This window comes from Streptomyces mabaensis, from assembly GCF_053763515.1.
Genome location: NZ_JBSOPZ010000004.1, coordinates 97199 through 121285 on the forward strand (window position 1 = coordinate 97199; position 24087 = coordinate 121285).

Here is a 24087-nt window from a genome sequence, read left to right on the forward strand (position 1 = left end):
GGCGGTCATCTCAGGTTCTCCTTGTGGATGTGCGATGGGGGGTGCTGTGGACCCGCGGCGTCGGCTCCGCGGGAGTCTGGGGATCAGCCCGTACGGGGCAGGGCGTGCGCGGAGGCCCGGGACAGGGTCACCGTGGCGTGCACCAGCAGTGCGAAGGCGGCGGTGAGGCAGACGGCCGCGGGCACGGCGGCGGGGCCCCAGGCGGCGTGGGCGGCCTCGACGGGGCCGGCGAGAAAACCGCAGCCGGGCAGGCGGGCGACCAGAACGCTGGTGAGCGCCGCGGCCTCGGCGGCGCAGGCCACGCCGAGTCCGGTCGCGGCGGCGTCGGGGAAGCCGTGGACGGTGAGCAGGCGGGCGAGGAAGAGCAACGCGCCGAGGGCGAGCGGCGCGATGAGGGGCCCTTCGCCGAACGCGAGCCGGGAGAGCAGCAGCAGCGTGGTGAGGGCGGCGAGGAAGAGCCCGAACACGCCGAGCAGCAGCGGCCGCACGACGCCGGCGAACTCCTCCAGCGCCCGGCTGGTGGCCAGCCGCTTCCCGGCCTGCCGGCCGAACACCCCGGCACACCACACGGCCGGAGCAACCCCGAACGCCGGCCCCACCAAAGCCCCACCGACAACCCGCCAGTCCCCGCCGGCGCCGTAGCCGGTGGCTCCGTTCGGGCCGCCGTTGAGGAATTCCGTCAGCAGGCTGTCTCCGAAGAGCGCGTACGCCAGCAGCCACCAGACCCATACGCGGGCGGCGAGTGAGGTGCGGCCCTCGGCGCGGAGGGGGCCTCGGCGCAGGCAGAGCCGGAGCGCCACAGCCACCGCCACCGCGCCCACCGCGCCGGCCGCGAGGCGCGGGTACCCCTCGGTGGCCTGCACCGCGACCACGGCGAGGGCGCACACCGCGCCCGGCAGGAGCGCGAGAGCGCTCCACGCTGCCCGGGCGGGTGGCTCGGCGGCGCGCTCCGGCGCCTCGGCGCGCGGCACCCGGGCGTACAACTCCTCGGCGAGCGAGAAGACGTCCCGGTGCCGGAAGCGTGCGGCGGTCCGGTCGGTGACCCCGTGCGCTTCGAGGCCGGCGGCGATCTCCAGCGGGTCGACCGCCCGCTCGCACAGCTCCCGATGCCGGTGCATGAGCGCCTTCACCGGATCGGCGGGGCCACGGCGGCGCACGGCCGGGCTCTCGGCCGGCCCCGCGCCGCGCGGGCCGGCGGGGGCCCGGGAGGCGACCCCCGGTTCCGGGAAGGGGCGGGGAGGGGGAAAGCCGCCCCCGGCGCCGCTCACGCGTCCGCCTCCGTCACCGTCGCGCCCGCGCCCACCGGCGCGTCCGCCCAGCTCGGCACACCGCCGGCCCAGCGGCCCGGGACATACGCCTCCGGCGGATGGGAGAAGGGCAGCGGTTCGCCGTCCTCGCCCAGCGCCTCCCGCCGCACCGGGCAGTGCGAGATCATCTCCAGGTAGATGCCGCGGAAGGCGGCGATGTTCTGCTCGACGGTGAACAGTTCGAGCGCCCGCGCCCGCGCCGCCGCACCCAGCCGCTCCCGGCGCTCCGGGTCGCGCAGCAGCGCGAGGCACGTGTCCGCGAGCGCGCGCGGGTTGCGCGGCGGCACCACCAGCCCCGTACCGCCGATGACTTCGCACACCGCGCCGACGTCGGTCGACACCGTGGCACGTCCGCAGAACATCGCCTCGACCAGGCTGAGCGGGAAGCCCTCCACCACGCTGGAGAGGACCACCACACTCCCCGCCGCATACGCGTCGGCCGGCTCCGGCGCCTCCGGGCCGCCGATCTCCTCGAACGAGACCGGGTTGTCGCCCATGCTCACCGCGTCCGCCGCCTCATCGGGGAAAAGCTGCGCCGCCAGCGCACGGCAGTGCGCGAGATACGTCGCCGCCTCCGGCCCCCGCGCGGGTGCCCCGAAGATGCGCAGCCGGGCCGCCGGCTCCTCCTTGCGTACGTCGGCGAAGGCGTGCAGCAGCGCGATGAGGTCCTTGGCCGGCTCGATCCGGCCGACCCAGACCAGGGTGTACGGGTCGCCGCCGACCTCGCCCTCCCCCACCGCGGTGAAGCGCTCCTCCTCCATCCCGGGGTAGACCGTGCGCAGCTTGGCGCGGTCCGCACCGCAGCGCTCCTGCCAGCGGCGGGCGTGGGTGTTGCCGGGAGTGATGAGGGCGGCCTGCCGGTACACCTCGGCGGCCAGCTTGCCGTGGAACGCGGCGAGCAGGGCGCGCACCGGCACACTCAGGCGCCCGTCCGCGCCGTCGAGGTAGTGCGCGCGCAGCTGTACGCCGTACTCGGTGACCAGCAGCGGGACCCCGAAGAAGCGTTTGGCCAGCAGCCCGGGCAGGGCTGCGGTGCCGCCGGACGCGGCATGGCAGAGGTCGACTCCGCCGAGGCCCCCGTCGGTCCCGGCGTACCAGTCGAGCGACAGCGGGCGCAGCGCGCGCTCCAACTGGTCCACGAAGGCAAGGAAGTCCGGTACCTGCGCGGCGTGCACAGCGCGGCTCGCGCCGGGCATGCGGCAGGCGGACTCCAGGGCGCGTACGGCGACCTCGGAGCGCAGCGCCGCGTACAGCCCGCCCTCGTCGCGGGCGAGTTCGGCGAGCCCGTACAGACCGGCGGAGAAACGCTCCGCCGCGTCCGGGTCGTCGCCGGCGCAGATGGCCGAGGCGAGCTGCTTGAAGTGCAGGGAGAAGCGCCGCCGTTCGCGCCGCCCGTACGCCCACCCGTCACCCGCCGCCACCCTTCTACGGAGGCCCTTCCGGCCACACCTCCTGACGTCGTCCTCGGGCGTCCACAGGGGCGCGGTGCGCACCCGCTGCACCTGGTGCGGCAGCTCGAGCCACCCCTGCTCCTCCTGCTGAGCGCTGCGGCTCAGCGCGTAAATCTCGAACTCGTGGTGCGCGAGCCCGCGCACGAGCCGGTCGCACCAGAGTCTCGACTCACCCGTCGCATATGGATAACCACCTTCCGTGAGCAGTCCGATCCGCACGAGTGCACCCCCGATCTCCCGTATGGGCGGCCGCCGTTGGTCGGGCGACTCGCCGCGGGATGAACTCAAGCGGATATGCCGGTGGCGCAATGGACGGTTGTCCATCGCGCCACCGGAAGGGGTGAAGAGTCGTAACTTTCACATCCCGGTAGCGTTCGGCCGCGCTACGGGGACTGACCGGCCGGTCAACTGCCGGGGTGCACCCAGGGGTTGGGCTTGCAGGCGACGCCTTCGAGGTCCAGCGACTTGGTCTGCTGCTGCATGATCGGCGCGAGCGCGCCCGGTGTCCGGCAGTTCACATGCCCGTGGCCGAGGCGGTGCCCGACCTCGTGGTTGATCAGCATCTGGCGGTACGCGAGCATCTGGTCGGGCCCGAAGGTGTCGGCGCCCTGCGCCCACCGGAACGCGTTGATCATGACGCGGTCGGTGGAGGCCGAATCGCAGGAGACGTTGTCGACGCTCGTGTCGAGGCCCGATTTGGCGCACCAGACGGCGGTCGTGCCGGGGCTGGCCAGCGTGATGACGAAATCCGCCTCGCCGGAGGAGACGCGCTCGAAGGTCATGCCTCCGTTGTGCGCCCAACTGCGGTCGTCGTTGAGGGTTTTCTGTACGGCTTCGGCGAACAGCCCGCCGTCGAGCTGGAGCCCCTTCTCCACATCGACGCGATAGCGGATGCGTTTGCCCTTGCCCGGCGCCTTGTCGAGGCCGGGCACCGCTTCGAAGTCGCCCGAAGCCTTCAGCTCGGGGTCGATCGGGTACTGCTTCGCCATCAGCTGCGCGAACGTCGCCGGCCGCGCGGGCGGGGCCACCGGCGCCGCGGGGCGCTGGTCCGAGCGCGAGGCCGAATCGGCCTCCTCGCGGTCGCCCGCCGCGTCGGAGGCCGGCGGGGCGGCCGGTTTGTCGCCGCTGCTGGAGACCTGACCGGCCACCACGACCGCGAGGACCGTGGTCACCGCGGCGGCCGCTATGCCGGTGAAGGTCCGGCCCCGGCCCTTTGCCGGCTGCGCCGCCTCGTCCGATTCGTCGGGTTCGACGACTTCGAAGGATTCGGCGGGCTCTTCCGGCCCCTGGCTCTCCCGGGGGGCCGCCGGCTGCTCGGCCAGTGGGCTCACACGTCGGTGCGCCCCGGTGGAGAAGACCTCGTCGTCGAACGCCTCGATGTCCCCGCTGCGCGGGCCGGGCACGAACGCCCGGGGCGCCTGCGCCACCCGGGCCTGCGGGCCGCCGTACGCGGGAGTGCCGTGGGCCGGGGTGCCGTACCCGGGACCGCCCTGCGCCGGACCGCCGTACACCGGGGTGCCGTGGACGGGAGTGCCGTACGCGGGGCCGCCCTGCGCCGGACCGCCGTACACCGGGGTGCCGTGGGCCGGGGTGCCGTACGCCGGCGGGCCGGTCGGCGGGGTCGCGCGCGGGGTGCCCCGCCAGTCACCGTACGCCTCGCCGGACTGCGCCGCCGGACCGGGCCGCCGGCCCTGCGCGCCAGCGACAGGGCCCCAGCCGCCGCCCGCTTCGTGCGCCTCGGGGTGCCCGCCGCGGACCGGCGGCGGGGCCGGCATCGAGCCCCCGCGCGGTACGGCTCCGTACCCCTGGTGAGCGACCGGCGGCTCGCCGCGCCGGCGCCCGCTGCCGCCGGGCGCGGGCCGCGCCGCCCCGCTCGGTACGAACGGGATCCCCGACGTGTCGGTGAGCGAGGTGCTCGCCCCCTTGGGGGCCTTGGGCGCGGGGCCCTTGCGGCTGTGTCGTCCCACGAGCGCCGTCAGCTCCTGCCGCTGTCTTTGACGAGTTCCCGGAAGGCCGTCGCTACCGTCTCGGGGTACTCCATCATCGCCACATGCCCCGCGTCGGGCAAAGTCAGCAGCCGCGAGTCCCGGAAGGCCGCGGACGCCCGGCGCGCCATCCGGAACGAGACCAGCAGGTCCCGCCCGCCGTATACCAGGAGCGTCGGCGCGAGTACCCGCTCCGCCTGCCGCCACAGCCCGTGCTGCCCGCCCAGGGTGTACGCGTCGACGATGCCGCGCGACGAGCGGGTCATCGCGTCCCAGAAGTACGGCAGCGCCAACCGCCGTTCCATCTCCTGCACGGCGTTGCGGAAGCCCTCGGGAGTGACCCGGGCCGGGTCGCCGTAGCAGAGGGCCAGCACCCCGCGGGTGCGCTGCTCCGCCGTCCAGCCCCGGGTGAGCCGGCCGAACAGCGTGGTGATCCCCGGCACCGCGAGCAGCGCGGTGGGGATCGCCTGGCGCTGCACCCGGAGCTCCGGGAGGGCCGGTGAGACCAGGGTGAGCGTGCGGACCAGGTCCGGCCGGACGGCGGCGACGCGGGTGGTCACCGCACCGCCCATCGAGTTGCCGAACAGATGCACCGGCCCGCGCCCGGCGGCGTCGAGATGACGGATGACCGCGCGGGCGTGGGCGGTGAGGGAGTAGTTGCCGTCGTCCGGCGGCGGCGAGTCGCCGAAACCGGGCAGATCGATCGCCTCACCGTCCACGTCGTCCTCGAGCAACGCCATCAGAGCCGACCAGTTCAGCGACGATCCGCCGAGACCGTGGACGTACAGCGCGGGCGGAAGTCCGGTGCGGGCCGGGGGCCGGGACCGGACGGACAGCGTCAGACCCGGCAGTGCCACGGAGCGCAGCCGCTCCCCCTCGGCCACCCGGACGGTGCTGACCTGGGGCGCCACCGCGGTGGCCGCGAGTATTCCCGGCGGCTCGGTCGAAGACATGCGGCAATGTTACGAGACGATCACGCGGTGGTTCGTGTGTTCGCCATCACAGATCGCATAGCGCCTTGTTTCCTCCTCTCCTAGGCTCGGTACTGGAGGGCGCCCGCCCAGACCCCTGCTTCTTCAGAAAGAAGGGGAATCACCATGACCGTCGATCCCAGTGACCCGGATACCTTCGAGGAAGTCCTCGAGGAATCGGCCGAGGAATCGCTCGACGACGAAGCGCCGGAGGCGGACGCGGCCGAGCAGCACACGGAGCTGCGCCAGCACCGCGACGATCCCCTCACAGGACGGGACCGAGACGCCTCGAACGACGCGGACGCCGCGGAACAGGCAAGAGTCGTAGAGCTCGACGAGGACGACTACCGGTGATCCCGGGTGTCCGAAGGCCAAGAAAACTGGCCCCGGACCCCCCATTGGCGGTTACCCAAAAGTACGATGGCGGGCGCGGCGCACACCGCACACAACACACGGGTGTTTGTTCCAGAAAGACCCAAGAAAGTGGGAGGCGGCGTGACAGCCATCGAGCAGACAGAGGCGGCGCGCCCTCGGGGCACGCGCCTGCCGCGCCGAGCCCGTCGTAATCAGCTCCTGGGCGCGGCCCAGGAAGTATTCGTCGCGCAGGGGTACCACGCCGCCGCGATGGACGACATCGCCGAGCGCGCCGGGGTCAGCAAGCCGGTCCTCTACCAGCACTTCCCGGGCAAGCTCGACCTGTACCTGGCGCTGCTGGACCAGCACTGCGAGTCGTTGCTCCAGGCCGTGCGTACCGCGCTCGCGTCGACCAGCGACAACAAGCTGCGCGTGGCCGCGACGATGGACGCGTACTTCGCGTACGTGGAGGACGAGGGCGGCGCGTTCCGTCTGGTCTTCGAGTCCGACCTGACGAACGAGCCCGCGGTGCGGGAGCGTGTCGAGCGGGTCTCGCTCCAGTGCGCGGAGGCCATCTCCGACGTCATCGCCGAGGACACCGGGCTGTCCAAGGACGAGTCCATGCTGCTCGCCGTCGGCCTGGGCGGTGTCTCCCAGGTGGTGGCCCGCTACTGGCTCTCCAGCGAGAGCGCCATCCCGCGCGACAAGGCGGTGCAGCTGCTGACCTCGCTGGCCTGGCGCGGCATCGCCGGCTTCCCGCTGCACGGCTCGGAGCCGAACCACTGATCCGCGCGTGTTCGCGCTTGTCCGCTCGTGTTCGCTGCGAGCGTTCAGGGGCGCGGCATGACGGTCCCCTCGCCGGGCTAATGTGTCCGAGTACGGCGCGGCACATCGCGCGACCCCAGACCGTCGGAGGGACTTAGCCGTGGAGGTCAAGATCGGCGTGCAGCACGCACCCCGGGAGATCGTTCTGGAGAGCGGGCAGTCCGCCGAGGAGGTCGAGAGCGCCGTGGCCAACGCGCTGGCCGGCAAGGCGCAGCTGCTCAGCCTGACGGACGACAAGGGCCGCAAGGTCCTGGTGCCTGCCGACCGGCTCGCATACGTAGAGATCGGCGAGCCGACGACCCGCAAGGTCGGCTTCGGCCCGCTGTAACACAACTGACAGGAACGGCCCGGTGGTTGCTCCCACCGGGCCGTTCGTGTGCCCCCGGCCGCCGGGGAGGGTTGTTTTCGGCGCGCTTCGGGTAGGACCGCCTACGACCGATTTGCCCCTGGCCGTGCGGGAGGAACTTCATGATCTGGGAAGCGCTCGGTGCGGCCGTGCTCGGTTTCGCCCTGTCCTGGGCGGCCGTCCGCCGCTTGCCCGACCGACTCCCGGCATCGCGCCTGGTCCTGGCCACCGGCCCGCTCGGAGCACTGTTCGGCGCGTACCTCACCCACTTCGCCCTCGGCCCCGGCCACATCGCCGCGACGCTGGCGGGCGCGGTACTGGTGGCGGCGGTGGTGCTGTCGCTACTGATCCGCCCGACGGCCCGCGCACCCTTTTCGCTCCCGTCGGGCGGATAGCCCGGACAGCCCGCGGGGCGACAGCCCGCGGGGCGACAGCCCGCGGGGCCCGGAGGAGGAGGGCGACGCGGACGACGCGGGCGGAAGCGGCGGCGGCGCCGGCTAGGGCCGGACGAGAGCCGAGGGCGGCCAGGGCCGAGCGGGACGCGGAGGCGGCCGGTGCGAGGGCAGCCGGTGCCGAGCGGAACGCGGAGGCGGCCGGTGCCGCGGTGCGCGATCCATGCCGAGAGGGCTGTTCAGCCGACCAGCGGCCGCAAAGCCAACGCCGCCAGGGCGCAGAGCCGGGCGGCGTCGAGGGGACGTGCAGCCTGGCGACGCCGAGGCGAGGGCGGCCGGTGCCGGGGCGGCATGCTCAGCCGACCAGCCTGCGCCCGGAAGTCAACGTCGCCAGGGCGCAGAGGTGGGCGGTGCCGCGGGGCATCTGCCGGGCGACCGGAGGCGGAGGCGGGCGCGGGCTCCGAGGGCCGGGAAGGTGGTGGGGCGCGTCCGCGCCCCGCTGACCCCGGCCCCCAAGGCCGTCAGGCCGCGAGGCCCAGCGCCGCCATCCGCTTGGTGTGGGCCTCGGTGATCCGCGAGAACATCCGGCCGACCTCCGCCAGGTCGAAGCCGTCCGCCACCCCGCCCACCAGCATCGTCGAGAGCGCGTCACGGTCCGCGACCACCCGCTGCGCCTGCGAGAGCGCCTCGCCCATCAGCCGGCGCGCCCACAGCGCGAGCCGGCCGCCGACCCGGGGATCGGCCTCGATCGCGGCGCGGACCTTCTCCACGGCGAAGTTGCCGTGGCCCGTGTCGTCGAGCACGCCCAGCACGAGGGAGCGGGTGTCGGAGTCCAGCCGGGCCGCGACCTCGCGGTAGAAGTCACTGGCGATCGAGTCGCCGACGTACGCCTTGACCAGGCCCTCCAGCCAGTCCGACGGCGCGGTCTGGCGGTGGAATCCGTCCAGCGCCGCGGCGAAGGGCTCCATCGACGCGTTCGGCTCGGCGTCGATGGCCGTCAGCCGGTCCCGCAGCCGCTCGAAGTGGTGGAACTCGGCGGAGGCCATCTTCGCCAGCTCCGCCTTGTCGTCCAGCGTCGGCGCCAGCTTCGCGTCCTCGGCGAGCCGCTCGAAGGCCGCCAGCTCTCCGTACGCCAGCGCGCCCAGCAGGTCCACGACCGCGGCACGGTACTGGGGCTGGGCGGCGCAGGCCTGCTCCCAGTCCAGGGCGGCGATCCCGGTGAGCCCGGTGAGTTCGTCGGCTGCGGGCGAGTCAGTGGCGTTGTCAGGCGTCTCCATGCAGCGCACAATAGCCCGCTCGCCGCATGGTGGAAGGGCCTGGTCAGTCACCGCGTCCAGGGAGTCCCAGGAAATTCCGCCAACACAGATGCGCGAATCCGGGGTACAGTGGTAATGCGCCTGCCGAAGTATCGGCGGGCGATCTGAATGAGGATGCCCGGTCGGTGGCCCGATCGGCTCCGCCCGACCGCCCTCCGCGTGGGCCGTACGCACCGTACGACCACCAGATGAGGGGCCCCCTCAGCGGCACGAGCGCTCGAGCGACGGCAGTGGTCCCGCGCCATCCGGCCACTTTTTCCATGGTCGGCCGAGTACCCCGGCACGGTACGACCCCCATCGCCGCCTCGCGTCGCGTCTCACAGAAGAGGCAGCACCCTGACTACGTTCCGAGACCTCGGGATTCTTCCCGAGACCGCCGAAGCCCTTGAGGCTGTCGGCATCACGTCCCCCTTTCCCATCCAGGAGATGACTCTCCCCGTCGCACTCTCCGGCTCCGATGTCATCGGACAGGCCAAGACCGGAACGGGCAAGACGCTCGGTTTCGGTCTTCCGCTGCTGGAGCGCGTCACCGTCCCCGCGGACGTCGAGGCGGGCCGGGCGAAGCCCGAGCAGCTGACCGACGCACCGCAGGCGCTCGTCGTGGTCCCCACCCGCGAGCTGTGCCAGCAGGTCACCAACGACCTGCTGACCGCCGGCAAGGTCCGTAACGTCCGCGTACTCGCCATATACGGCGGCCGGGCGTACGAGCCGCAGGTCGAGGCGCTCAAGAAGGGCGTCGATGTGATCGTCGGCACCCCTGGCCGGCTGCTGGACCTCGCGGGGCAGAAGAAGCTGAGCCTGGCGCACGTCAAGGCGCTCGTCCTCGACGAGGCCGACGAGATGCTCGACCTGGGCTTCCTGCCCGACGTCGAGAAGATCATCAACCTGCTGCCGCCGCGGCGTCAGACCATGCTGTTCTCGGCGACCATGCCGGGCGCGGTCATCGGCCTGGCCCGCCGGTACATGTCTCAGCCCACGCACATCCGCGCCACCGCGCCGGACGACGAGGGCGCGACTGTCGCCAACATCACGCAGCACGTCTTCCGCGCGCACTCCATGGACAAGCCGGAGATGGTCTCGCGCATCCTGCAGGCCGACGGCCGCGGGCTCGCGATGATCTTCTGCCGTACGAAGCGGACGGCCGCGGACATCGCCGAGCAGCTCGAGCGCCGCGGGTTCGCCTCCGGCGCGGTGCACGGTGACCTCGGCCAGGGCGCCCGTGAGCAGGCGCTGCGCGCCTTCCGCAACGGCAAGGTCGACGTCCTCGTCTGCACCGATGTCGCGGCTCGCGGTATCGACGTCGAGGGCGTGACGCACGTCATCAACTACCAGACGCCGGAGGACGAGAAGACGTACCTCCACCGGGTCGGCCGCACCGGCCGCGCGGGCGCGTCGGGTACGGCGATCACGCTGGTCGACTGGGACGACATCCCGCGCTGGCAGCTGATCAACAAGGCGCTGGACCTGCCGTTCAACGACCCGGAGGAGACGTACTCCACGTCTGCCCACCTGTACGAACTGCTCGGCATCCCGGCCGGTACGAAGGGCATCCTGCCGCGTGCCGAGCGCACCCGGGCCGGGCTGGGCGCGGAGGAGGTCGAGGACCTCGGAGAGACGGGCGGCCGCGGCCGCCGGTCCGCGCCGGTGGTGGCGCCGTCGGCACCGGCCGCGCCGCGCACGCCGCGCCAGCGGCGGCGCACCCGCGGCGGTGCGGAGCTGGGCGGCGAGGCCACCGCCCCCGTGGCCGAGACCGAGACCGAGGAGCCGCGTACGCCGCGTCGCCGCCGCCGCACCCGGGTGACCGCCCCGGCCGAGGCGGTCGCGGTGACCACGGAGACGGCGGCCCCTGAGGCGGAGCCCAAGCCGCGCCGCCGCCGCACCCGTGCCGTGGCCGCGACCGCGACGGCGGAGACCGAGGCCGCGGAACCGAAGGCGCCGACCCGCCGCCGCCGCACCCGCAGCACCACGGCAGAAGCCACCCCGGAAAGCTGAGAGCTGACCACCCCGATGGCCCGGATCCCAAGAGGACCCGGGCCATCGCCACACCCCCGCGCGGCACAGCAGTCCCCCTGTAGCCCGCGCCGCGAAGCAGGCGCACCCGGGGGCCGGGGGGCTTGCCCCGACTACCGGAACGGGCGCCGAAGGCGCCCGACAACCCGCGCCGCGAAACAGGCACACCCGGGGGCCCGCGGGCCTCACCCGACCACCGGCACAGGCGCCAAAGGCGCCCGACAACCCGCGCCGCGAAGCAGGCGCACCCGGGGGCCCGGGGGCTTGCTCCCGGGTTTCGGGAAGGGGCGGGGAGGGGAACAGCCCGCGCAGCGGCCACCCCGCACCCGACACCCACAGCCATGCCCCACCACCGCGAACCACGGCCCACCCGGCCCAGCGGGCGCCCGGAACCCCACGCCGCGCCGCGCAGCAGGCGCACCTGGGGCCCGGGGGCTTGCCCCCGGTTTCGGGGAGGGGCGGGGAGGGGGATGCCCCGGGCAGCGGGCGCCCCTCGGCGGGGGCGGGAACGGGCCCCCGGGGCCGGCGGGCCGCTAGCGTGGGCGCATGAGCAAGCCGCCCAGCCTCACGCTGCCCGACTGCGCCCGCGCGTACCGACTCCGGACCAGCCGCGGCGAGTTCGCCGTGCACGACGCGCGCCCGGACACCGGCGCGGCCCCGCCCCGCGGCACCGCGCTGCTCGTGCCCGGATTCACCGGCAGCAAGGAGGACTTCATCGGGCTGCTCGAACCGCTCGCCGCCGCCGGCTTCAGGGCCGTCGCCGTCGACGGCCGCGGCCAGCACGAAAGCGGCGGCCCGCACGACGAACTCGCCTACGCCCAGAGCGAGTTGGCCGCAGACGTACACGCCCAGGCCGCCGCACTCGGCGACGGCCCCGTACACCTGCTCGGGCATTCACTCGGCGGACTCGTCGCCCGCGCGGCCGCCCTCCACGACGCCGCGCTCCACGACGCCGCCCCCACCCCCTTCGCCTCGCTCACCCTCGTGAGCTCCGGCCCCGCCGCCATCTCCGAGACGCAGCAGGCCCGCACGAAGCTGCTCATCGACGCCCTCACCGTTCTGGACATGGAGGGCGTCTGGCGGGCGATCCAGGAGCACGACCGCGAGGACGCCGCCGACGTCACCACCCCGCCCGCCGTACGTGAGTTCCTGCACCGCCGCTTCGTCGGCACCGTCCCCGAACAGCTCATCGTCACCGGCCGGCAGCTGATCGACGAACCCGACCGGGTCGACGAACTGGCCGCGGCGACGCCCGCACTGCCGAAGCACGTGCTCTCGGGCGCGGTCGACTACGCCTGGCCCGTCCCCCTGATGGACGACATGGCCGTACGCCTCGGCGCCCACCGCACCGTGATCGACGGCACCGAACACTCCCCCAACGCCGAACGCCCCGCCGCGACCGCCGCCGCGCTGGCCGGCTTCTGGACCGAGCACGCTCAGTACTGAGCTTGCAGGTGCTGCCAGAAGCCGTCCCGCAGCGCACGCCGCAGATCCGCGTGGCCGCGCAGCGAGTACTGGAGCAGTGACTCCGCCTCCACCAGGAGGTCCTGGTCGACAGAGCCGGGCAGGTACGGATGCCCGGGCAGCAGGTCCGCGAGCGACTCGCGCCCCCGCGCCCCGAGCCAGGTCGCGGCGATCTGCGCGCCGACGAAGCGCACGTCCTCGCGCGACGGCCGCGGCAGACCCTCGGTCTCGGCGTCGTACGCGGCGGCCGTACGCCGCGTCACGTACGGCTTGCAGAAGTCGAGGTCGAACGCGCGCTGGCTGTCGACCTCCCACAGCAGCGGCTCCGCCTGATTGCGCCCGTCGACCGCCTCGATGCCCCACAGATGGACGCGCGCGCCGTACCCCTGCGCCGCCTCGACCGCCGAGACGAGGTCCTCGTCACCGCCGACGAGCGCGGCGTCACTGATGGCCCGGTGCCGGGCGAGCGATTCGAGATCCGTCCGGATCAGCGAGTCGACACCCTTCTGCTGGTTGTTGGCGTTGAGGTTGCCGAGCCGCACCTTCACGTCCGGCAACTCGGCTATGGACTGCTGCTCGGCGGTGTGGATGCGGCGCCGGGCGCCGTCGTACCAGTACACCCGCAGCAGCCGGCTGTCCGCGAAGATCGTGCGGGCCTTGTCGATGAACGCCTCGATGAGCCCCTCGGCGTCGAGGTCGAAGGCCCTGCGGTCCTCAGTCCCGGCGACCAGCCGCCCGGCCGCCGCGTACACGTACCCGGCGTCGACGAATATCGCGTGCGTCGAGGGGGTCTTCGCCACCTCCGCAAGCATCCGCTGGAGGAGTTCGTTGGTGCGCTCCAGCCGGGCGCTGATCTCGTCGTTCATACGCCCCCCATTGTCCGGGTGGTCACGGAGCGAACACAAGCCGTCCCACTACCAGTGAGTAGTTAGACACGTTAAAAATTTCCTTAGCGTAGGGAATGTTTGCGCTGGGCATCCTGTTGGAGAGACATGGAGGGTGCGAACGAGCGCGCCCGCCAACAGTTCTCCAGCAGGAGGATCAGACGAAGGGAGAAGCCTTGCGCTTCGAAATCATGCGCCTCGACGACGTCGACGGCACCGCCCTGGACAGCACCGTGGTCGACGCCGCCTCCGCCAACCGGATGGTGCGGCAGGCCGCCGCGATCGGCCAGCGCATCTACATCCGCCCGGCCGACTCGCTCACGACCCCCGGATCACCTGCGTGACGCCGTTGATGATCTGCTGCACCGCGATCGCGGACAGCATCATCCCCGCGAGCCGTGTCACCAGCACCACGCCGCCGTCCTTGATCACGCGGATGATCACCAGCGAGTAGCGCATGGTGAGCCACAGCACGGCATGCATGGCCACGATCGCCGCCCAGACCGAGAGCTGACCGCCCACGCCGTCCGCCTTCTGCACGGCCAGGATCACCGACACGATCGCACCGGGGCCGGCCAGCAGCGGCATCCCGAGCGGAACGAGCGCGACGTTCACGTCCTTGGTCTGGGTCGGCTCGTCGGTCTTGCCAGTCAGTAGATCGAGCGCGATGAGCAGGAGCAGCAGACCGCCCGCGATCATCAGCGCGGGCACGGACACGTGCAGATAGTCGAGGATCTGCTGCCCGCAGAGGCCGAAGACGGCGATGACGCCGAACGCGACGGCCACCGCCTGCCAGGCCATCCGGCGCTGCACCTTGGCAGGCCGCCCGGAGGTCAGGGCGAGGAAGATCGGGGTGATCCCCGGGGGGTCCATAATTACGAAAAGCGTGAGAAAAAGGGATCCGAAAACGGCAACGTCGAACACAGTGATGGCCTTGCGGGAAGAGGGGTCGAGCAGAACGGGCGAACGGGCGCGGACTAGGGCCTGTCGTTTGGATCAGGCCGGATCAGGGAGCGGGGTCTGGTGCCGTGCATCGCAAGGCGGAGGAAGGAGCCATGGCGGAGCCCTGGCGACTGACGACAACGCGGCGAGGTGCGGTGCCAGGGCCCGCGAGCCCGGCAAGATCCAAACGACAGGCCCTAGGGGCGGGGACGTCCGCCCGTGCCGGGCACCGGGAACGCGCCGGTCGCGCGGCGCGTGATCTCGCCGTAGATCTCGGGGTCGGTGGTGTACTCCCCGAGCCGGCAGGACTTGCGGCTGCCGTGGTAGTCGCTGGAGCCGGTGGTGAGCAGCCCGAGCTCGGCGGCGAGGCCGCGCAGCCGGGCGCGCGACGCCTCGTCGTGGTCCATGTGGTCGACCTCGATGCCGTCGAGGCCCGCCGAGGCGAGTTCGGCTATCGCGCTCTCCGGGACGACCTGACCCCGCTTGACGGCGAGCGGGTGGGCGAAGACGGTGACCCCGCCGGCCGCCTTGACCAGGCGGATCGCCTCGAAGGGGTCGAGTTCGTGCTTCTGCGCGTACGCGCGTCCGCCGTCGGCCAGCCACTGCGGCGTGAAGGCGTCCGAGACGGTCGCCACCACCCCGAGTTCGACCAGCGCGGTGGCGATGTGCGGCCGCCCGACCGAGCCGTCGCCCGCGATACGGGCGACCTGCTCCCAGGTGACGGGCACGCCGAGTTCCCGGAGCTTGGCGACCATGGTCCGGGCACGGGGCACCCGGTCGTCCCGTACGAGTTCGCGTTCGCGCGCCAGTTCCGGCTCGGCCGGGTCGAAGAGGTACGCGAGCATGTGCAGCCCCACACCGTCGACCCGGCAGGAGAGCTCGGCGCCGGTGACGAGGGTGAGCCCCTCGGGCGTGGCGGCGATCGCTTCCGCGTGACCGCCGACCGTGTCGTGGTCGGTCAGCGCGACGACGTCGAGCCCGGCGGCGGCCGCGTGGCGGACCAGCTCGGCCGGGGTGTCCGTACCGTCGGAAGCCGTGGAGTGGGTGTGCAGGTCGATGCGCACAGCACAGGCTCCAGGGTTCGAGGCGGACCGGGGACACTCCAGGGTAACCGCGCGGCCGGGCCCGGTCCGTCACGGCAGCGACGTCAGGCGCCGGGCGGTACCGAGAGATGCGTCACGAACTCGCGCCACGGACTCGCGTCACGACCACGCGCCACGGCCGCACGCCACCGCCACGCCCCACGGCAGAGCCCGGCAGCGCCGGGCCCCCGGTGCCGGGCGCGTCACCCCAGGATCCGCGGCGACAGCGCGCCGCACGGCAGCAGGTCCACCTCCGCCCCCGCGTCGCGCAGATCCGTGAGTACCAGCTCGTCGTACAGCAGCAGGCTCGACTGCTCGGGCCAGACGATCGCCCACAGCCACAGCCCGAGCGCCTCGCCCGCGAACACCGCACGGTCGTCGGGGGTGCCGGTGACGTGCCAGAGCGGAGTGGGACGGCCGGCAGCGACGACCTTGGCGTCCGGCGGCTTGTCGACGCTCAGGTACTCGCCGGGGTCCGGGCCGTCGATACCTGCGTACCGCGCGCCGAGTCCGACCCCGAGCTCCTCGGCCACCAGCAGCAGCTCGCCCATGCCGCCGAGCGGGCCGGGGCCCGAGCAGGCGACGGCGGTGGCGCGTCCGCCGTTGCGGTCGTCGCCCGCGCAGGCGACCCCGGTGAACAGCCAGCCGACGGGCAGCGGCCACGGCATCCACACCGGCACCTTGGCCCGGTGCACCACCACGCCGAGGGCTTCGACACTGGGCGGGATCACGGGCTGCATCGGGTGGACGGTGCCATGGACAGCGCACTGCCAGGAGTCGGCAAAGAGACCGGGCGCCCTGACCCGGCCACCGCACTTAGGGCAACTGGGTTCGCCCCTCATAGGGCTCCACGGTCCTCCCCGGCCGACGCCGCGTCAAGGACGATCACCCGTCCGGAGGCGACTCCAGTTCGATCGGGGTCCGCGACCGCCCGTTCGTTCGAATCAGTCCAGGGGTACGGACGTACGCAGCGGGTCCCGGAGATCCGTGCCGCGCGCGAGCCACCGCTCCTGGAGCGCCCCCGCGCCGTGCACCCGCTTCCACGCCGCCTCGTTCGCCGTCATCGGCAGCAGCGGCAGGAAGCGCACCGGATCCATCGGTTCGCCCGGCTCCGCGTCCTCGACCAGGCCGCCCGGCTCCGCCACCAGGACCGTGCTGAACGGCGCCCCCGGCCACAGCGGTTCGCCCACGTCCAGGGAGGCGCCCGGCGCCACCACCACGCCCTCGACCTGCGGCGACGCGGCGAGCACGGCGAGCGCGCGCAGCACCTTGTCCGTGTCGGCGCGGCCGGCGCGTACCGACAGCACCAGCTCGGCGCGCGGGCCGCGCACCGGGTCGGCGAGCGCGGCGGTGGGGTCCGTCATGGGGTGCGCGGACATACCGAGGGTCGCGTAGCGAAGCACGTCGCCGTCCACGAAACGCAGCACCTCGATCCGGTCGGTACCCAGGAAGGTCACCGCGGCGCGCGCGTCCGGTTCACCCAGGGCCGTACGCAGCCGGGCCTCGACCAGCGCAAGAACATCTGCCATGCCCCGAGCATAGAAGGCGTACAGAACGCGTACGGAAACTGCCGGACCATCAGAGAACGGGGCCTTGACCATCTGTCGGCTGATAGTCTTGGCCGCTGGTCGGGGCAGCACGCCAAGCGTGTCTTTCCAGCCCCGGCAGACGTCATCCCCCACGGGGGACCGGCCGGAGGAGGTGGGGCTGCGGTGGATCGAAGTCGACCGTGCAGTACTAGCCGCTCTTCCGCAGGGGACACCTTCCTCGCGTTGCTCGCGATCTGATCGCCTCCTGTACCCCAGTCAGCGACGACTGAAACGTACGGGGCTCATGGCATGTCGCACGACGGAAGAGCACTTCGCTTTGCCTGATCCGTGTCTGTAGCGAACGCCGTTACCGCGACCGTGCGGTGCCGCCCGCTTTGCTGACGTACCGGCCGAGCCGCCGTACGTCTCCATTCCGGGCAGTGCCGGCGTCGCCTCGACGGCCCCTCCGCGAAGGAGCCCGCCATGTCGATGATCCGTGACCTGCGTGCAGCTGTTCGTCCGTCGCTGCGCAAGAGCAGTACCCCGTACAGCGGTTACGACACCACCCGCGACCCGTCCGCGTCCAGCGCGGTCGTCGACTGCGCGGTGTACCGGGACGGCCGCCGGGTGAAGGAGGAGTCCTGCCGTACGCCGCGCGAGGCGATGCTTCAGGTGCGCGAGGAGGGCGGCTTCGCCTGGATCGGGCTGCACGAGCCGACGGAAGCCGAATTCGCGGGTATCGCGGCGGAGTTCGGGCTGCACCCGCTGGCCGTCGAGGACGCGGTGCACGCGCACCAGCGGCCGAAGCTGGAGCGGTACGACGACACGCTCTTCACCGTCTTCAAGACGATCCACTACGTCGACCACGCCGAACTCACCGCCACCAGCGAGGTGGTGGAGACCGGCGAGGTGATGTGCTTCACGGGCCGGGACTTCGTCATCACCGTGCGGCACGGCGGCCAGGGGTCGTTGCGTGCGCTGCGGCACCGGCTTCAGGAGGACCCCGAGCTGCTGGCCAAAGGGCCGTCCGCCGTGCTGCACTCCATCGCCGACCATGTCGTCGACGGGTACATCGCGGTCGCGGCGGCCGTGCAGGACGACATCGACGAGGTCGAGAGCGCGGTCTTCGCGCCGCCGGCGAAGGGCAGCCCGCGCGGTACCGACGCCGGGCGGATCTACCAGCTCAAGCGCGAGGTCATGGAGTTCAAGCGGGCCGTCTCGCCGCTGCTGCGGCCGATGCAGCTGCTCAGTGAGCGGCCGATGCGGCTGGTGGACCCGGACATCCAGAAGTACTTCCGCGACGTGGCCGACCACCTGGTCCGGGTGCAGGAGCAGGTCGTCGGCTTCGACGAGCTGCTGAACTCGATCCTCCAGGCGAACCTGGCGCAGGCGACGGTCGCGCAGAACGAGGACATGCGCAAGATCACCTCCTGGGCGGCGATCATCGCCGTACCGACCATGATCTGCGGTGTGTACGGCATGAACTTCAAGCACATGCCCGAGCTGGAATGGCGGTTCGGCTATCCGCTGGTGATGGGCGTGATCGTCGGTATCTGTTTCACGATCCACCGGGCGCTGCGCCGGAACGGCTGGCTCTGATCACCAGGGCGAGACCGGCCAGGATCACCAGCAGCGCCGGGTAGGCGGCGAGCGGCGGCACCTGTCCCAGCCAGAGCGCGGCGATCAGGGCCGCGCCGGGCGTCTCCAGCAGGATCGCGGTGGAGGTGACGGACGGGCCGAGGGTGCTGACGACCCGGTTGAGCAGTGAGTGGCCGATCAGCTGGGCGGCGACGGTGAGCGCGGCGAGCTGGGCCCAGGTGGTCGCGCTGTACCCGCCGAGTTCCGCGCCGGAGAGCAGGCAGGCGGCGAGCAGCACGACGGCGGTCGTCGTGTAGCAGACGAGGGTGTACGAGGTGGTGCTCACCGTGCGCCGCACCTCGGCGCCGAGCAGGACGTAACCGGCGGCCGCGATACCGCCGCCGAGCGCGAGCGCGTCGCCCGCGAGGGCGCGGGGGGAGAGCGTGAGGTCGACGCCGGTCAGGATGACCACCCCGGCGAACGCCACGGCCGTACCGGCCCAGACCAGGCCGGGCGACCGGTGGCCGCGCATCCGCATCAGCAGCGTCGTCCAGATCGGCGTGGTCGTGCACAGCGCGGTGGAGGAGGCGACGGAGGTCATCCGCAGGCTCGGCAGCCAGAGGGCGAAGTGCAGCGCGAGCATCAGGCCGGCGGCGACGGCGAGGAGGGCGGCGCGGCGTCCCATACCGCGCAACTCGGCGCGGTGCCGGAGCAGCGCGACGGGTGCCAGCGCGCCGACGGCCATGGCGTTGCGCCAGAAGGCGATCGCGAGGGCGGGCGCGGCGGTGGCCGCGATGAGCGGCGCGGAGAGCGACACCCCGGCGAGCGCGACGCCGAGCAGCAGGAAGTCGGTACGGGGCGCGCCGGGTATCCCGTGGACGGGAGGGACGGCGCGGGCGGCGGTAGCGGAAGGCACGCCCCAGAGTAAGGCGCGTCTCCGCTTTATGGAACTGTCACCCCATCAGCGGCGCCGGTCGGGGCGGGTGGGTGGGGAACGTGGTCCGACGGTGGCGTCCTATGGTGGGCGCATGACGTTGACGTTGCTCGATCAGGCCCTCGTCGAGGAGGCCACCAAGAAGTCCGGCCTCATCTGGGTACAGGGCACCGGGCCCGCCCGGGCGCTGTGGCACGTGTGGCACGACGGCGCCGCGCACATCGTCGGGGACGGGCCGGGCGAGCAGCCGTTCCCGGGGCTCGTCGACGGTGCGGTCGCCGAGGTCACCGTACGCAGCAAGGACAAGGGCGGGCGGCTCGTCGCCTGGCGGGCCGGCGTGGTCGAGCTGGCGCCGGGGTCCGAGGCGTGGGAGGCGGCCACTGCCGAGCTGAAGGGCAAGCGTCTGAACGCGCCCGACGCCGAGCAGGTCACCGAGCGCTGGGCCCGGGAGTGCCGGGTGCTGCGGCTGGAGCCGCAGGACGCGCGGACCGAGCTGCCGCAGGGACCGCTGTCGGCCGTACCGCTGCCGACGTCCGCGACAACGCGCCGCCCGATCCCGGCCGGCCTGCACAGGCTACTGTTCAAGCGCAGGAGCAAGAGCTAGCTAGGCCTGTCCGGCCGGACAGGGCCTGCTAGTCGCCCGTCGGGAGCTGGCGGCCGTAGTCGACCGTCTCGTCCTTGCCGGGCGCGGTGAGCGCGAACTGCTTGTTCCAGTCCGCCAGTTCCACGACGCCCGCGCCGCCCGCGCGCTCCATCCGCAGCGGGTACGGCGTGCCCTGCAGCGACACCTGGAGCTTGCCGCCCCTGCCCTGGTCGGCCGTGACCTGGATCGTGCGGATGCCGCCGACCTTGGACCGCTCGCCCTTCTCCAGCTTGCCGTGCAGCCCGAGGAGGCCGTCCAGCAGGACGTCCATCTCGGTGAAGCCGCGCAGCTGTTTGTACGCGGGATCGCCCTCCGGCACCTTCACGTACTTGTCGTCGAGCTTGTCGGCGGCGGTCGAGTCGGACGGCTTCGCCCCCCCGTCGGAGTCGGAGTCGTGCGAGTCGGAGTCGTGGGACCAGAACGCCGCGTCCGCCTTCAGGTAGAGCTGCTCCCCCACCCGCAGCAGCTGGAAGTTCATGTCCTTCGAGGTGACGATCCCGGTGCCGCCGTCGCCCTTCAGCCGCATGTCCAGCTTGTACGTGCGGCCCTTGCTGATCACCGTGCCGGACAGCCGCACCGCGTCCGCCCCGTCGACGGCCTTCTGCGCCCGGTCCTCGATCTTCTCGGCGGACAGCTTGCCCACCCCGTTGGTCCCCGCGTCGGGATCCTCGCCGCCGCACCCCGAGCTCGCCATGGCCAGCCCCGCACACACCGCGGCGACCAGTGCGGCCCGGCGGCTCCGGGCGGCCGGGGGGAAAACGGTCACAAGCGCACTGCCTCTCATGCGGGTGTCCTGTACAGCAGACGGCAGCGTACCTGTGCCTTCCGGGCCAACAGGAAGGCAGCCGTCCGGACGCCGAGCAGGCGCGGCCCGGACCGGCACGGGCTAGCCTGAACCCCGTATCAGCAGGTAAATGCAGCAAACCGCACCAAAGGAGGCGCTCGGCATGGCAGCAGGCGCCCCCCGGATCTTCGTCTCCCACCTCTCCGGTGTCGCGGTCTTCGACCCCAACGGTGACCAGGTCGGCCGGGTCCGCGACCTGGTCGCGATGCTGCGCGTCGGGGGACGTCCGCCCCGGCTGCTCGGACTGGTCGTCGAAGTCGTCAGCCGCCGCCGGATCTTCCTGCCCATGACCCGGGTGACCGGCGTCGAATCGGGCCAGGTCATCACCACCGGCGTGGTGAACATGCGGCGCTTCGAGCAGCGCCCCACCGAACGGCTGATCCTCGGCGAGCTGCTCGACCGCCGGGTGCGCCTCGTCGCCACCGGCGAGGACGTCACGGTGCTCGACGTCGCGATCCAGCAGCTGCCGGCCCGCCGCGACTGGGAGATCGACAAGATCTTCGTACGCAAGGGCAAGGGCGGCGCCCTGCGCCGCAAGGGCGAGGCGCTGACCGTCGAGTGGTCGGCGGTCACCGGGTTCTCGCTGGAGGAGCACGGACAGGGCGCGGAGAGCCTGCTGGCCACCTTCGAGCAACTGCGCCCCGCCGACCTGGCGAACGTCCTGCACCACCTCTCGCCCAAGCGCCGCGCCGAGGTGGCCGCCGCACTGGACGACGACCGGCTCGCGGACGTCCTCGAAGAGCTGCCGGACGACGACCAGATCGAGATCCTCGGGAAACTGAAGGAGGAGCGCGCGGCCGACGTCCTGGAGGCGATGGACCCGGACGACGCGGCGGACCTGCTCTCCGAGCTGCCCGAGGAGGAGAAGGAACGGCTGCTGGCCCTCATGCAGCCGGACGACGCGGCGGACGTACGCCGGCTGCTGTCGTACGAGGAGCGGACGGCCGGCGGCCTGATGACGACCGAGCCGATCGTGCTGCGGCCGGACGCGACCGTCGCGGACGCGCTCGCCCGGGTACGGCAGCGGGACCTGTCACCGGCGCTGGCCGCCCAGGTGTACGTGTGCCGGCCGCCGGACGAGACACCGACCGGCAAGTACCTGGGCACGGTGCACTTCCAACGGCTGCTGCGCGACCCGCCGTTCACCCTGGTCAGCTCGATCGTGGACACCGATCTGCCGCCGCTGTCGCCGGACACCCCGCTGCCGACCGTGACCAGCTACCTCGCCGCGTACAACATGGTCGCCGCCCCGGTGGTGGACGATCGCGGCTCGCTGCTCGGTGCGGTGACCGTCGACGACGTACTGGACCACCTGCTGCCCGACGACTGGCGGGAGACCGAGCTCCACCCGGAGGAGGCCTCCCGTGGCCGGTGACCGCGACCGCGGCCGCGAGCACGGGCTCGTCGAACGCGGAGAGAAGGGCGAGGCGAGGGAGCGCACGCGGCCGACCGGCGCCAGTGCGCTGATGCGCGCCCCCCGTGCGCGGCTCGACCAGCCGCGCGCGCCGCGCCGCCGCCTGTGGCCCGAGTACGACCCCGAGTCCTTCGGCCGCCTCTCGGAGCGGATCGCGCGGCTCCTGGGCACCGGCCGCTTCATCGTCTGGATGACGCTGGCCATCATCGCGTGGGTGATCTGGAACGTCTCGGCGCCCGGTCATCTGCGCTTCGACGAGTTCCCGTTCATCTTCCTGACCCTGGCGCTGTCGCTTCAGGCCTCGTACGCGGCGCCGCTCATCCTGCTCGCGCAGAACCGCCAGGACGACCGGGACCGCGTCAACCTCGAACAGGACCGCAAGCAGAACGAGCGCAGCATCGCCGACACCGAGTACCTGACCCGCGAGATCGCCGCGCTGCGGATGGGGCTGGGCGAGGTCGCGACCCGGGACTGGATCCGCTCCGAGTTCCAGGACCTGATCAAGGAACTGGACGACCGGCGGCTATTCCCGTCCGAGAGTGACGAAGGCGACCGCTGACAGGCTTTCCGGCGGCGGGACCGGGCGCCGTACCATCAGGGCATGGCTACCGACACTCCCACAACCGTCCCCGCGGAAGACGCGGTGCGCGACGCGCTGGCGACGGTGAACGACCCCGAGATCCACAAGCCGATCACTGACCTCGGCATGGTCAAATCGGTGGAGATCGGGACGGACGGATCGGTTGCCGTCACCGTGTATCTCACGGTCTCCGGCTGCCCGATGCGCGAGACCATCACCAAGAACGTCACCGACGCGGTCGCGCGGGTGCCCGGCGTCACGCGGGTCGCCGTCGACCTCGACGTGATGAGCGACGAGCAGCGCAAGGAGCTCGCCTCCTCGCTGCGCGGCGGCACCGCCGAGCGCGAGGTGCCCTTCGCCAAGCCGGGCTCGCTTACCCGGGTGTACGCGGTGGCGTCCGGCAAGGGCGGCGTCGGCAAGTCCTCGGTGACCGTCAACCTGGCCGCGGCGATGGCGGCGGACGGGCTGAAGGTCGGCGTCGTGGACGCCGACATCTACGGCCACAGCGTGCCGCGCATGCTGGGAGTCGACGGCCGTCCCACCCAGGTCGAGAACATGATCATGCCGCCGTCCGCGCACGGCGTGAGCGTGATCTCCATCGGCATGTTCACCCCGGGCAACGCCCCGGTGGTCTGGCGCGGCCCGATGCTGCACCGGGCCCTTCAGCAGTTCCTCGCGGACGTGTACTGGGGCGACCTGGACGTCCTGCTGCTCGACCTGCCGCCCGGCACCGGTGACATCGCGATCTCGGTGGCGCAGCTGGTGCCGAACGCCGAGATCCTGGTCGTCACCACCCCGCAGCAGGCCGCGGCCGAGGTCGCGGAGCGGGCCGGCTCGATCGCCGTACAGACCCACCAGAAGATCGTCGGTGTCGTCGAGAACATGTCCGGGCTGCCCTGCCCGCACTGCGACGAGATGGTCGACGTGTTCGGCACGGGCGGCGGCCAGTCGGTCGCCGACGGCCTGACGCGGACGACCGGCGCGACCGTGCCGGTGCTCGGCTCCATCCCGATCGACGTACGGCTGCGGGAGGGCGGCGACGAGGGCAAGCCCGTCGTGATCACCGACCCGGACTCGCCGGCGGGCAGCGCGCTGCGCGCGATCGCGGGCAAGCTGGGCGGCCGGCAGCGCGGCCTGTCGGGCATGTCGCTGGGAATCACCCCGCGCAACAAGTTCTGACGTACGTGAGGAGGGGCGGCACCCGGCGGGCGGGTGCCGCCCCTCCTCACGTATCCG

The 24087-nt window shown here is 72.5% G+C and carries 24 protein-coding genes; 12 read left to right on the forward strand and 12 right to left on the reverse strand.

All coding sequences use genetic code 11. From position 1 onward, the window contains the following. Positions 1–83 precede the first annotated feature (83 nt). The 4 genes from ACWV17_RS04890 to ACWV17_RS04905 form a co-directional block, all read right to left on the reverse strand. Positions 84–1268 carry a hypothetical protein gene (locus tag ACWV17_RS04890; protein WP_455358608.1) on the reverse strand — a complete coding sequence of 395 codons (1185 nt, stop codon included), beginning with the start codon at positions 1266–1268 and terminating at the stop codon, positions 84–86. Next, positions 1265–2977 (reverse strand): DUF3492 domain-containing protein, encoded by a 1713-nt coding sequence (locus ACWV17_RS04895; protein WP_455358609.1) that lies wholly within the window; start codon positions 2975–2977, stop codon positions 1265–1267. Before ACWV17_RS04895 ends, ACWV17_RS04890 begins: the two co-directional genes overlap by 4 nt. 185 nt (positions 2978–3162) lie before the next feature. Then, positions 3163–4725, reverse strand: a complete 1563-nt coding sequence (locus tag ACWV17_RS04900) for a DUF3152 domain-containing protein (RefSeq protein ID WP_455358610.1) — start codon at positions 4723–4725, stop codon at positions 3163–3165. Between the two features lie 8 nt (positions 4726–4733). Next, on the reverse strand, positions 4734–5696 hold the full coding sequence (locus tag ACWV17_RS04905) for an alpha/beta fold hydrolase (RefSeq protein WP_455358611.1): 963 nt from the start codon (positions 5694–5696) through the stop codon (positions 4734–4736). A gap of 144 nt (positions 5697–5840) precedes the next feature. Between ACWV17_RS04905 and ACWV17_RS04910 the strand changes: the two genes are divergently transcribed. The 4 genes from ACWV17_RS04910 to ACWV17_RS04925 all read left to right on the forward strand — a co-directional run bounded on the left by ACWV17_RS04910 (position 5841) and on the right by ACWV17_RS04925 (position 7634). Next, a complete protein-coding gene (locus ACWV17_RS04910; protein WP_455352599.1) occupies positions 5841–6068 on the forward strand; it encodes a hypothetical protein in 228 nt (75 codons plus the stop codon). A 141-nt stretch (positions 6069–6209) separates the two neighbouring features. Continuing rightward, positions 6210–6854: a TetR/AcrR family transcriptional regulator gene (locus tag ACWV17_RS04915; RefSeq protein ID WP_455352600.1), complete on the forward strand. Its 645-nt coding sequence runs from the start codon at positions 6210–6212 to the stop codon at positions 6852–6854. A gap of 139 nt (positions 6855–6993) precedes the next feature. Then, positions 6994–7221: a DUF3107 domain-containing protein gene (locus tag ACWV17_RS04920; protein WP_455352601.1), complete on the forward strand. Its 228-nt coding sequence runs from the start codon at positions 6994–6996 to the stop codon at positions 7219–7221. A 140-nt stretch (positions 7222–7361) separates the two neighbouring features. Next, positions 7362–7634: a hypothetical protein gene (locus ACWV17_RS04925; protein ID WP_455352602.1), complete on the forward strand. Its 273-nt coding sequence runs from the start codon at positions 7362–7364 to the stop codon at positions 7632–7634. Between the two features lie 518 nt (positions 7635–8152). Here ACWV17_RS04925 and ACWV17_RS04930 read toward each other — a convergent pair. Continuing rightward, positions 8153–8917 carry a ferritin-like fold-containing protein gene (locus ACWV17_RS04930; RefSeq protein ID WP_455358612.1) on the reverse strand — a complete coding sequence of 255 codons (765 nt, stop codon included), beginning with the start codon at positions 8915–8917 and terminating at the stop codon, positions 8153–8155. Positions 8918–9373: 456 nt separating this feature from the next. Here ACWV17_RS04930 and ACWV17_RS04935 point away from each other — a divergent pair, with 456 nt between their 5' ends. Together ACWV17_RS04935 and ACWV17_RS04940 are read left to right on the forward strand one after the other, a co-directional pair. Continuing rightward, complete coding sequence (locus ACWV17_RS04935; RefSeq protein ID WP_455358613.1) at positions 9374–10939, forward strand: DEAD/DEAH box helicase; 1566 nt, start codon at positions 9374–9376, stop codon at positions 10937–10939. A gap of 564 nt (positions 10940–11503) precedes the next feature. Next, entirely contained in the window at positions 11504–12403 is a 900-nt protein-coding gene (locus ACWV17_RS04940; protein ID WP_455358614.1) for an alpha/beta hydrolase, read from the forward strand. Here ACWV17_RS04940 and ACWV17_RS04945 read toward each other — a convergent pair. Beyond that, positions 12394–13287 carry an NYN domain-containing protein gene (locus ACWV17_RS04945; protein WP_455358615.1) on the reverse strand — a complete coding sequence of 298 codons (894 nt, stop codon included), beginning with the start codon at positions 13285–13287 and terminating at the stop codon, positions 12394–12396. The genes ACWV17_RS04940 and ACWV17_RS04945 overlap by 10 nt on opposite strands. 194 nt (positions 13288–13481) lie before the next feature. On the opposite strand from ACWV17_RS04945, the gene ACWV17_RS04950 reads away from it, so the two are divergent. Continuing rightward, entirely contained in the window at positions 13482–13649 is a 168-nt protein-coding gene (locus tag ACWV17_RS04950) for a hypothetical protein (protein ID WP_455352607.1), read from the forward strand. Here the strand turns inward: ACWV17_RS04950 and ACWV17_RS04955 are convergent. From ACWV17_RS04955 to ACWV17_RS04970, 4 genes are all read right to left on the reverse strand, one after another. Continuing rightward, positions 13624–14229 carry a MarC family protein gene (locus ACWV17_RS04955; protein WP_455352608.1) on the reverse strand — a complete coding sequence of 202 codons (606 nt, stop codon included), beginning with the start codon at positions 14227–14229 and terminating at the stop codon, positions 13624–13626. The genes ACWV17_RS04950 and ACWV17_RS04955 overlap by 26 nt on opposite strands. Positions 14230–14444: 215 nt before the next feature. Continuing rightward, on the reverse strand, positions 14445–15311 hold the full coding sequence (locus ACWV17_RS04960; RefSeq protein WP_455358616.1) for a PHP domain-containing protein: 867 nt from the start codon (positions 15309–15311) through the stop codon (positions 14445–14447). Between the two features lie 221 nt (positions 15312–15532). Then, the gene (locus ACWV17_RS04965; RefSeq protein WP_455352610.1) at positions 15533–16171 is read right to left on the reverse strand and encodes a DUF6758 family protein; all 639 of its coding nucleotides are present in this window, start codon (positions 16169–16171) and stop codon (positions 15533–15535) included. A gap of 102 nt (positions 16172–16273) precedes the next feature. Next, entirely contained in the window at positions 16274–16858 is a 585-nt protein-coding gene (locus ACWV17_RS04970; protein ID WP_455358617.1) for a suppressor of fused domain protein, read from the reverse strand. Between the two features lie 483 nt (positions 16859–17341). On the opposite strand from ACWV17_RS04970, the gene ACWV17_RS04975 reads away from it, so the two are divergent. Then, a complete protein-coding gene (locus ACWV17_RS04975; protein WP_455352612.1) occupies positions 17342–18457 on the forward strand; it encodes a magnesium and cobalt transport protein CorA in 1116 nt (371 codons plus the stop codon). On the opposite strand, the gene ACWV17_RS04980 is transcribed toward ACWV17_RS04975, so the two are convergent. Continuing rightward, complete coding sequence (locus ACWV17_RS04980) at positions 18417–19352, reverse strand: DMT family transporter (RefSeq protein ID WP_455358618.1); 936 nt, start codon at positions 19350–19352, stop codon at positions 18417–18419. The genes ACWV17_RS04975 and ACWV17_RS04980 overlap by 41 nt on opposite strands. A gap of 112 nt (positions 19353–19464) precedes the next feature. Between ACWV17_RS04980 and ACWV17_RS04985 the strand changes: the two genes are divergently transcribed. After that, positions 19465–19974 carry a hypothetical protein gene (locus tag ACWV17_RS04985; protein ID WP_455358619.1) on the forward strand — a complete coding sequence of 170 codons (510 nt, stop codon included), beginning with the start codon at positions 19465–19467 and terminating at the stop codon, positions 19972–19974. Positions 19975–20002: 28 nt separating this feature from the next. Here the strand turns inward: ACWV17_RS04985 and ACWV17_RS04990 are convergent, their stop codons facing one another. After that, positions 20003–20779 carry a hypothetical protein gene (locus tag ACWV17_RS04990; RefSeq protein WP_455358620.1) on the reverse strand — a complete coding sequence of 259 codons (777 nt, stop codon included), beginning with the start codon at positions 20777–20779 and terminating at the stop codon, positions 20003–20005. A 181-nt stretch (positions 20780–20960) separates the two neighbouring features. Here ACWV17_RS04990 and ACWV17_RS04995 point away from each other — a divergent pair, with 181 nt between their 5' ends. The 3 genes from ACWV17_RS04995 (at position 20961) to ACWV17_RS05005 (ending at position 24030) form a co-directional block, all read left to right on the forward strand. Beyond that, positions 20961–22232 carry a magnesium transporter MgtE N-terminal domain-containing protein gene (locus ACWV17_RS04995; RefSeq protein WP_455352616.1) on the forward strand — a complete coding sequence of 424 codons (1272 nt, stop codon included), beginning with the start codon at positions 20961–20963 and terminating at the stop codon, positions 22230–22232. A gap of 91 nt (positions 22233–22323) precedes the next feature. Further along, positions 22324–22830: a DUF1003 domain-containing protein gene (locus ACWV17_RS05000; protein WP_455352882.1), complete on the forward strand. Its 507-nt coding sequence runs from the start codon at positions 22324–22326 to the stop codon at positions 22828–22830. A 42-nt stretch (positions 22831–22872) separates the two neighbouring features. Beyond that, the gene (locus ACWV17_RS05005) at positions 22873–24030 is read left to right on the forward strand and encodes an Mrp/NBP35 family ATP-binding protein (RefSeq protein WP_455352617.1); all 1158 of its coding nucleotides are present in this window, start codon (positions 22873–22875) and stop codon (positions 24028–24030) included. Positions 24031–24087: the final 57 nt, after the last annotated feature.

Excerpts from the sequence above, each read along its gene's own strand:
- ACWV17_RS04905 (WP_455358611.1), bottom strand. The coding sequence starts at position 5,696 with ATGTCTTCGACCGAGCCGCCGGGAATACTCGCGGCCACCGCGGTGGCG.
- ACWV17_RS04910 (WP_455352599.1), top strand. The coding sequence starts at position 5,841 with ATGACCGTCGATCCCAGTGACCCGGATACCTTCGAGGAAGTCCTCGAG.
- ACWV17_RS04925 (WP_455352602.1), top strand. The coding sequence starts at position 7,362 with ATGATCTGGGAAGCGCTCGGTGCGGCCGTGCTCGGTTTCGCCCTGTCC.
- ACWV17_RS04935 (WP_455358613.1), top strand. The coding sequence starts at position 9,374 with ATGACTCTCCCCGTCGCACTCTCCGGCTCCGATGTCATCGGACAGGCC.
- ACWV17_RS04940 (WP_455358614.1), top strand. The coding sequence starts at position 11,504 with ATGAGCAAGCCGCCCAGCCTCACGCTGCCCGACTGCGCCCGCGCGTAC.
- ACWV17_RS04945 (WP_455358615.1), bottom strand. The coding sequence starts at position 13,287 with ATGAACGACGAGATCAGCGCCCGGCTGGAGCGCACCAACGAACTCCTC.
- ACWV17_RS04965 (WP_455352610.1), bottom strand. The coding sequence starts at position 16,171 with ATGAGGGGCGAACCCAGTTGCCCTAAGTGCGGTGGCCGGGTCAGGGCG.
- ACWV17_RS04970 (WP_455358617.1), bottom strand. The coding sequence starts at position 16,858 with ATGGCAGATGTTCTTGCGCTGGTCGAGGCCCGGCTGCGTACGGCCCTG.
- ACWV17_RS04975 (WP_455352612.1), top strand. The coding sequence starts at position 17,342 with ATGTCGATGATCCGTGACCTGCGTGCAGCTGTTCGTCCGTCGCTGCGC.
- ACWV17_RS04985 (WP_455358619.1), top strand. The coding sequence starts at position 19,465 with ATGACGTTGACGTTGCTCGATCAGGCCCTCGTCGAGGAGGCCACCAAG.
- ACWV17_RS04995 (WP_455352616.1), top strand. The coding sequence starts at position 20,961 with ATGGCAGCAGGCGCCCCCCGGATCTTCGTCTCCCACCTCTCCGGTGTC.
- ACWV17_RS05000 (WP_455352882.1), top strand. The coding sequence starts at position 22,324 with ATGCGCGCCCCCCGTGCGCGGCTCGACCAGCCGCGCGCGCCGCGCCGC.
- ACWV17_RS05005 (WP_455352617.1), top strand. The coding sequence starts at position 22,873 with ATGGCTACCGACACTCCCACAACCGTCCCCGCGGAAGACGCGGTGCGC.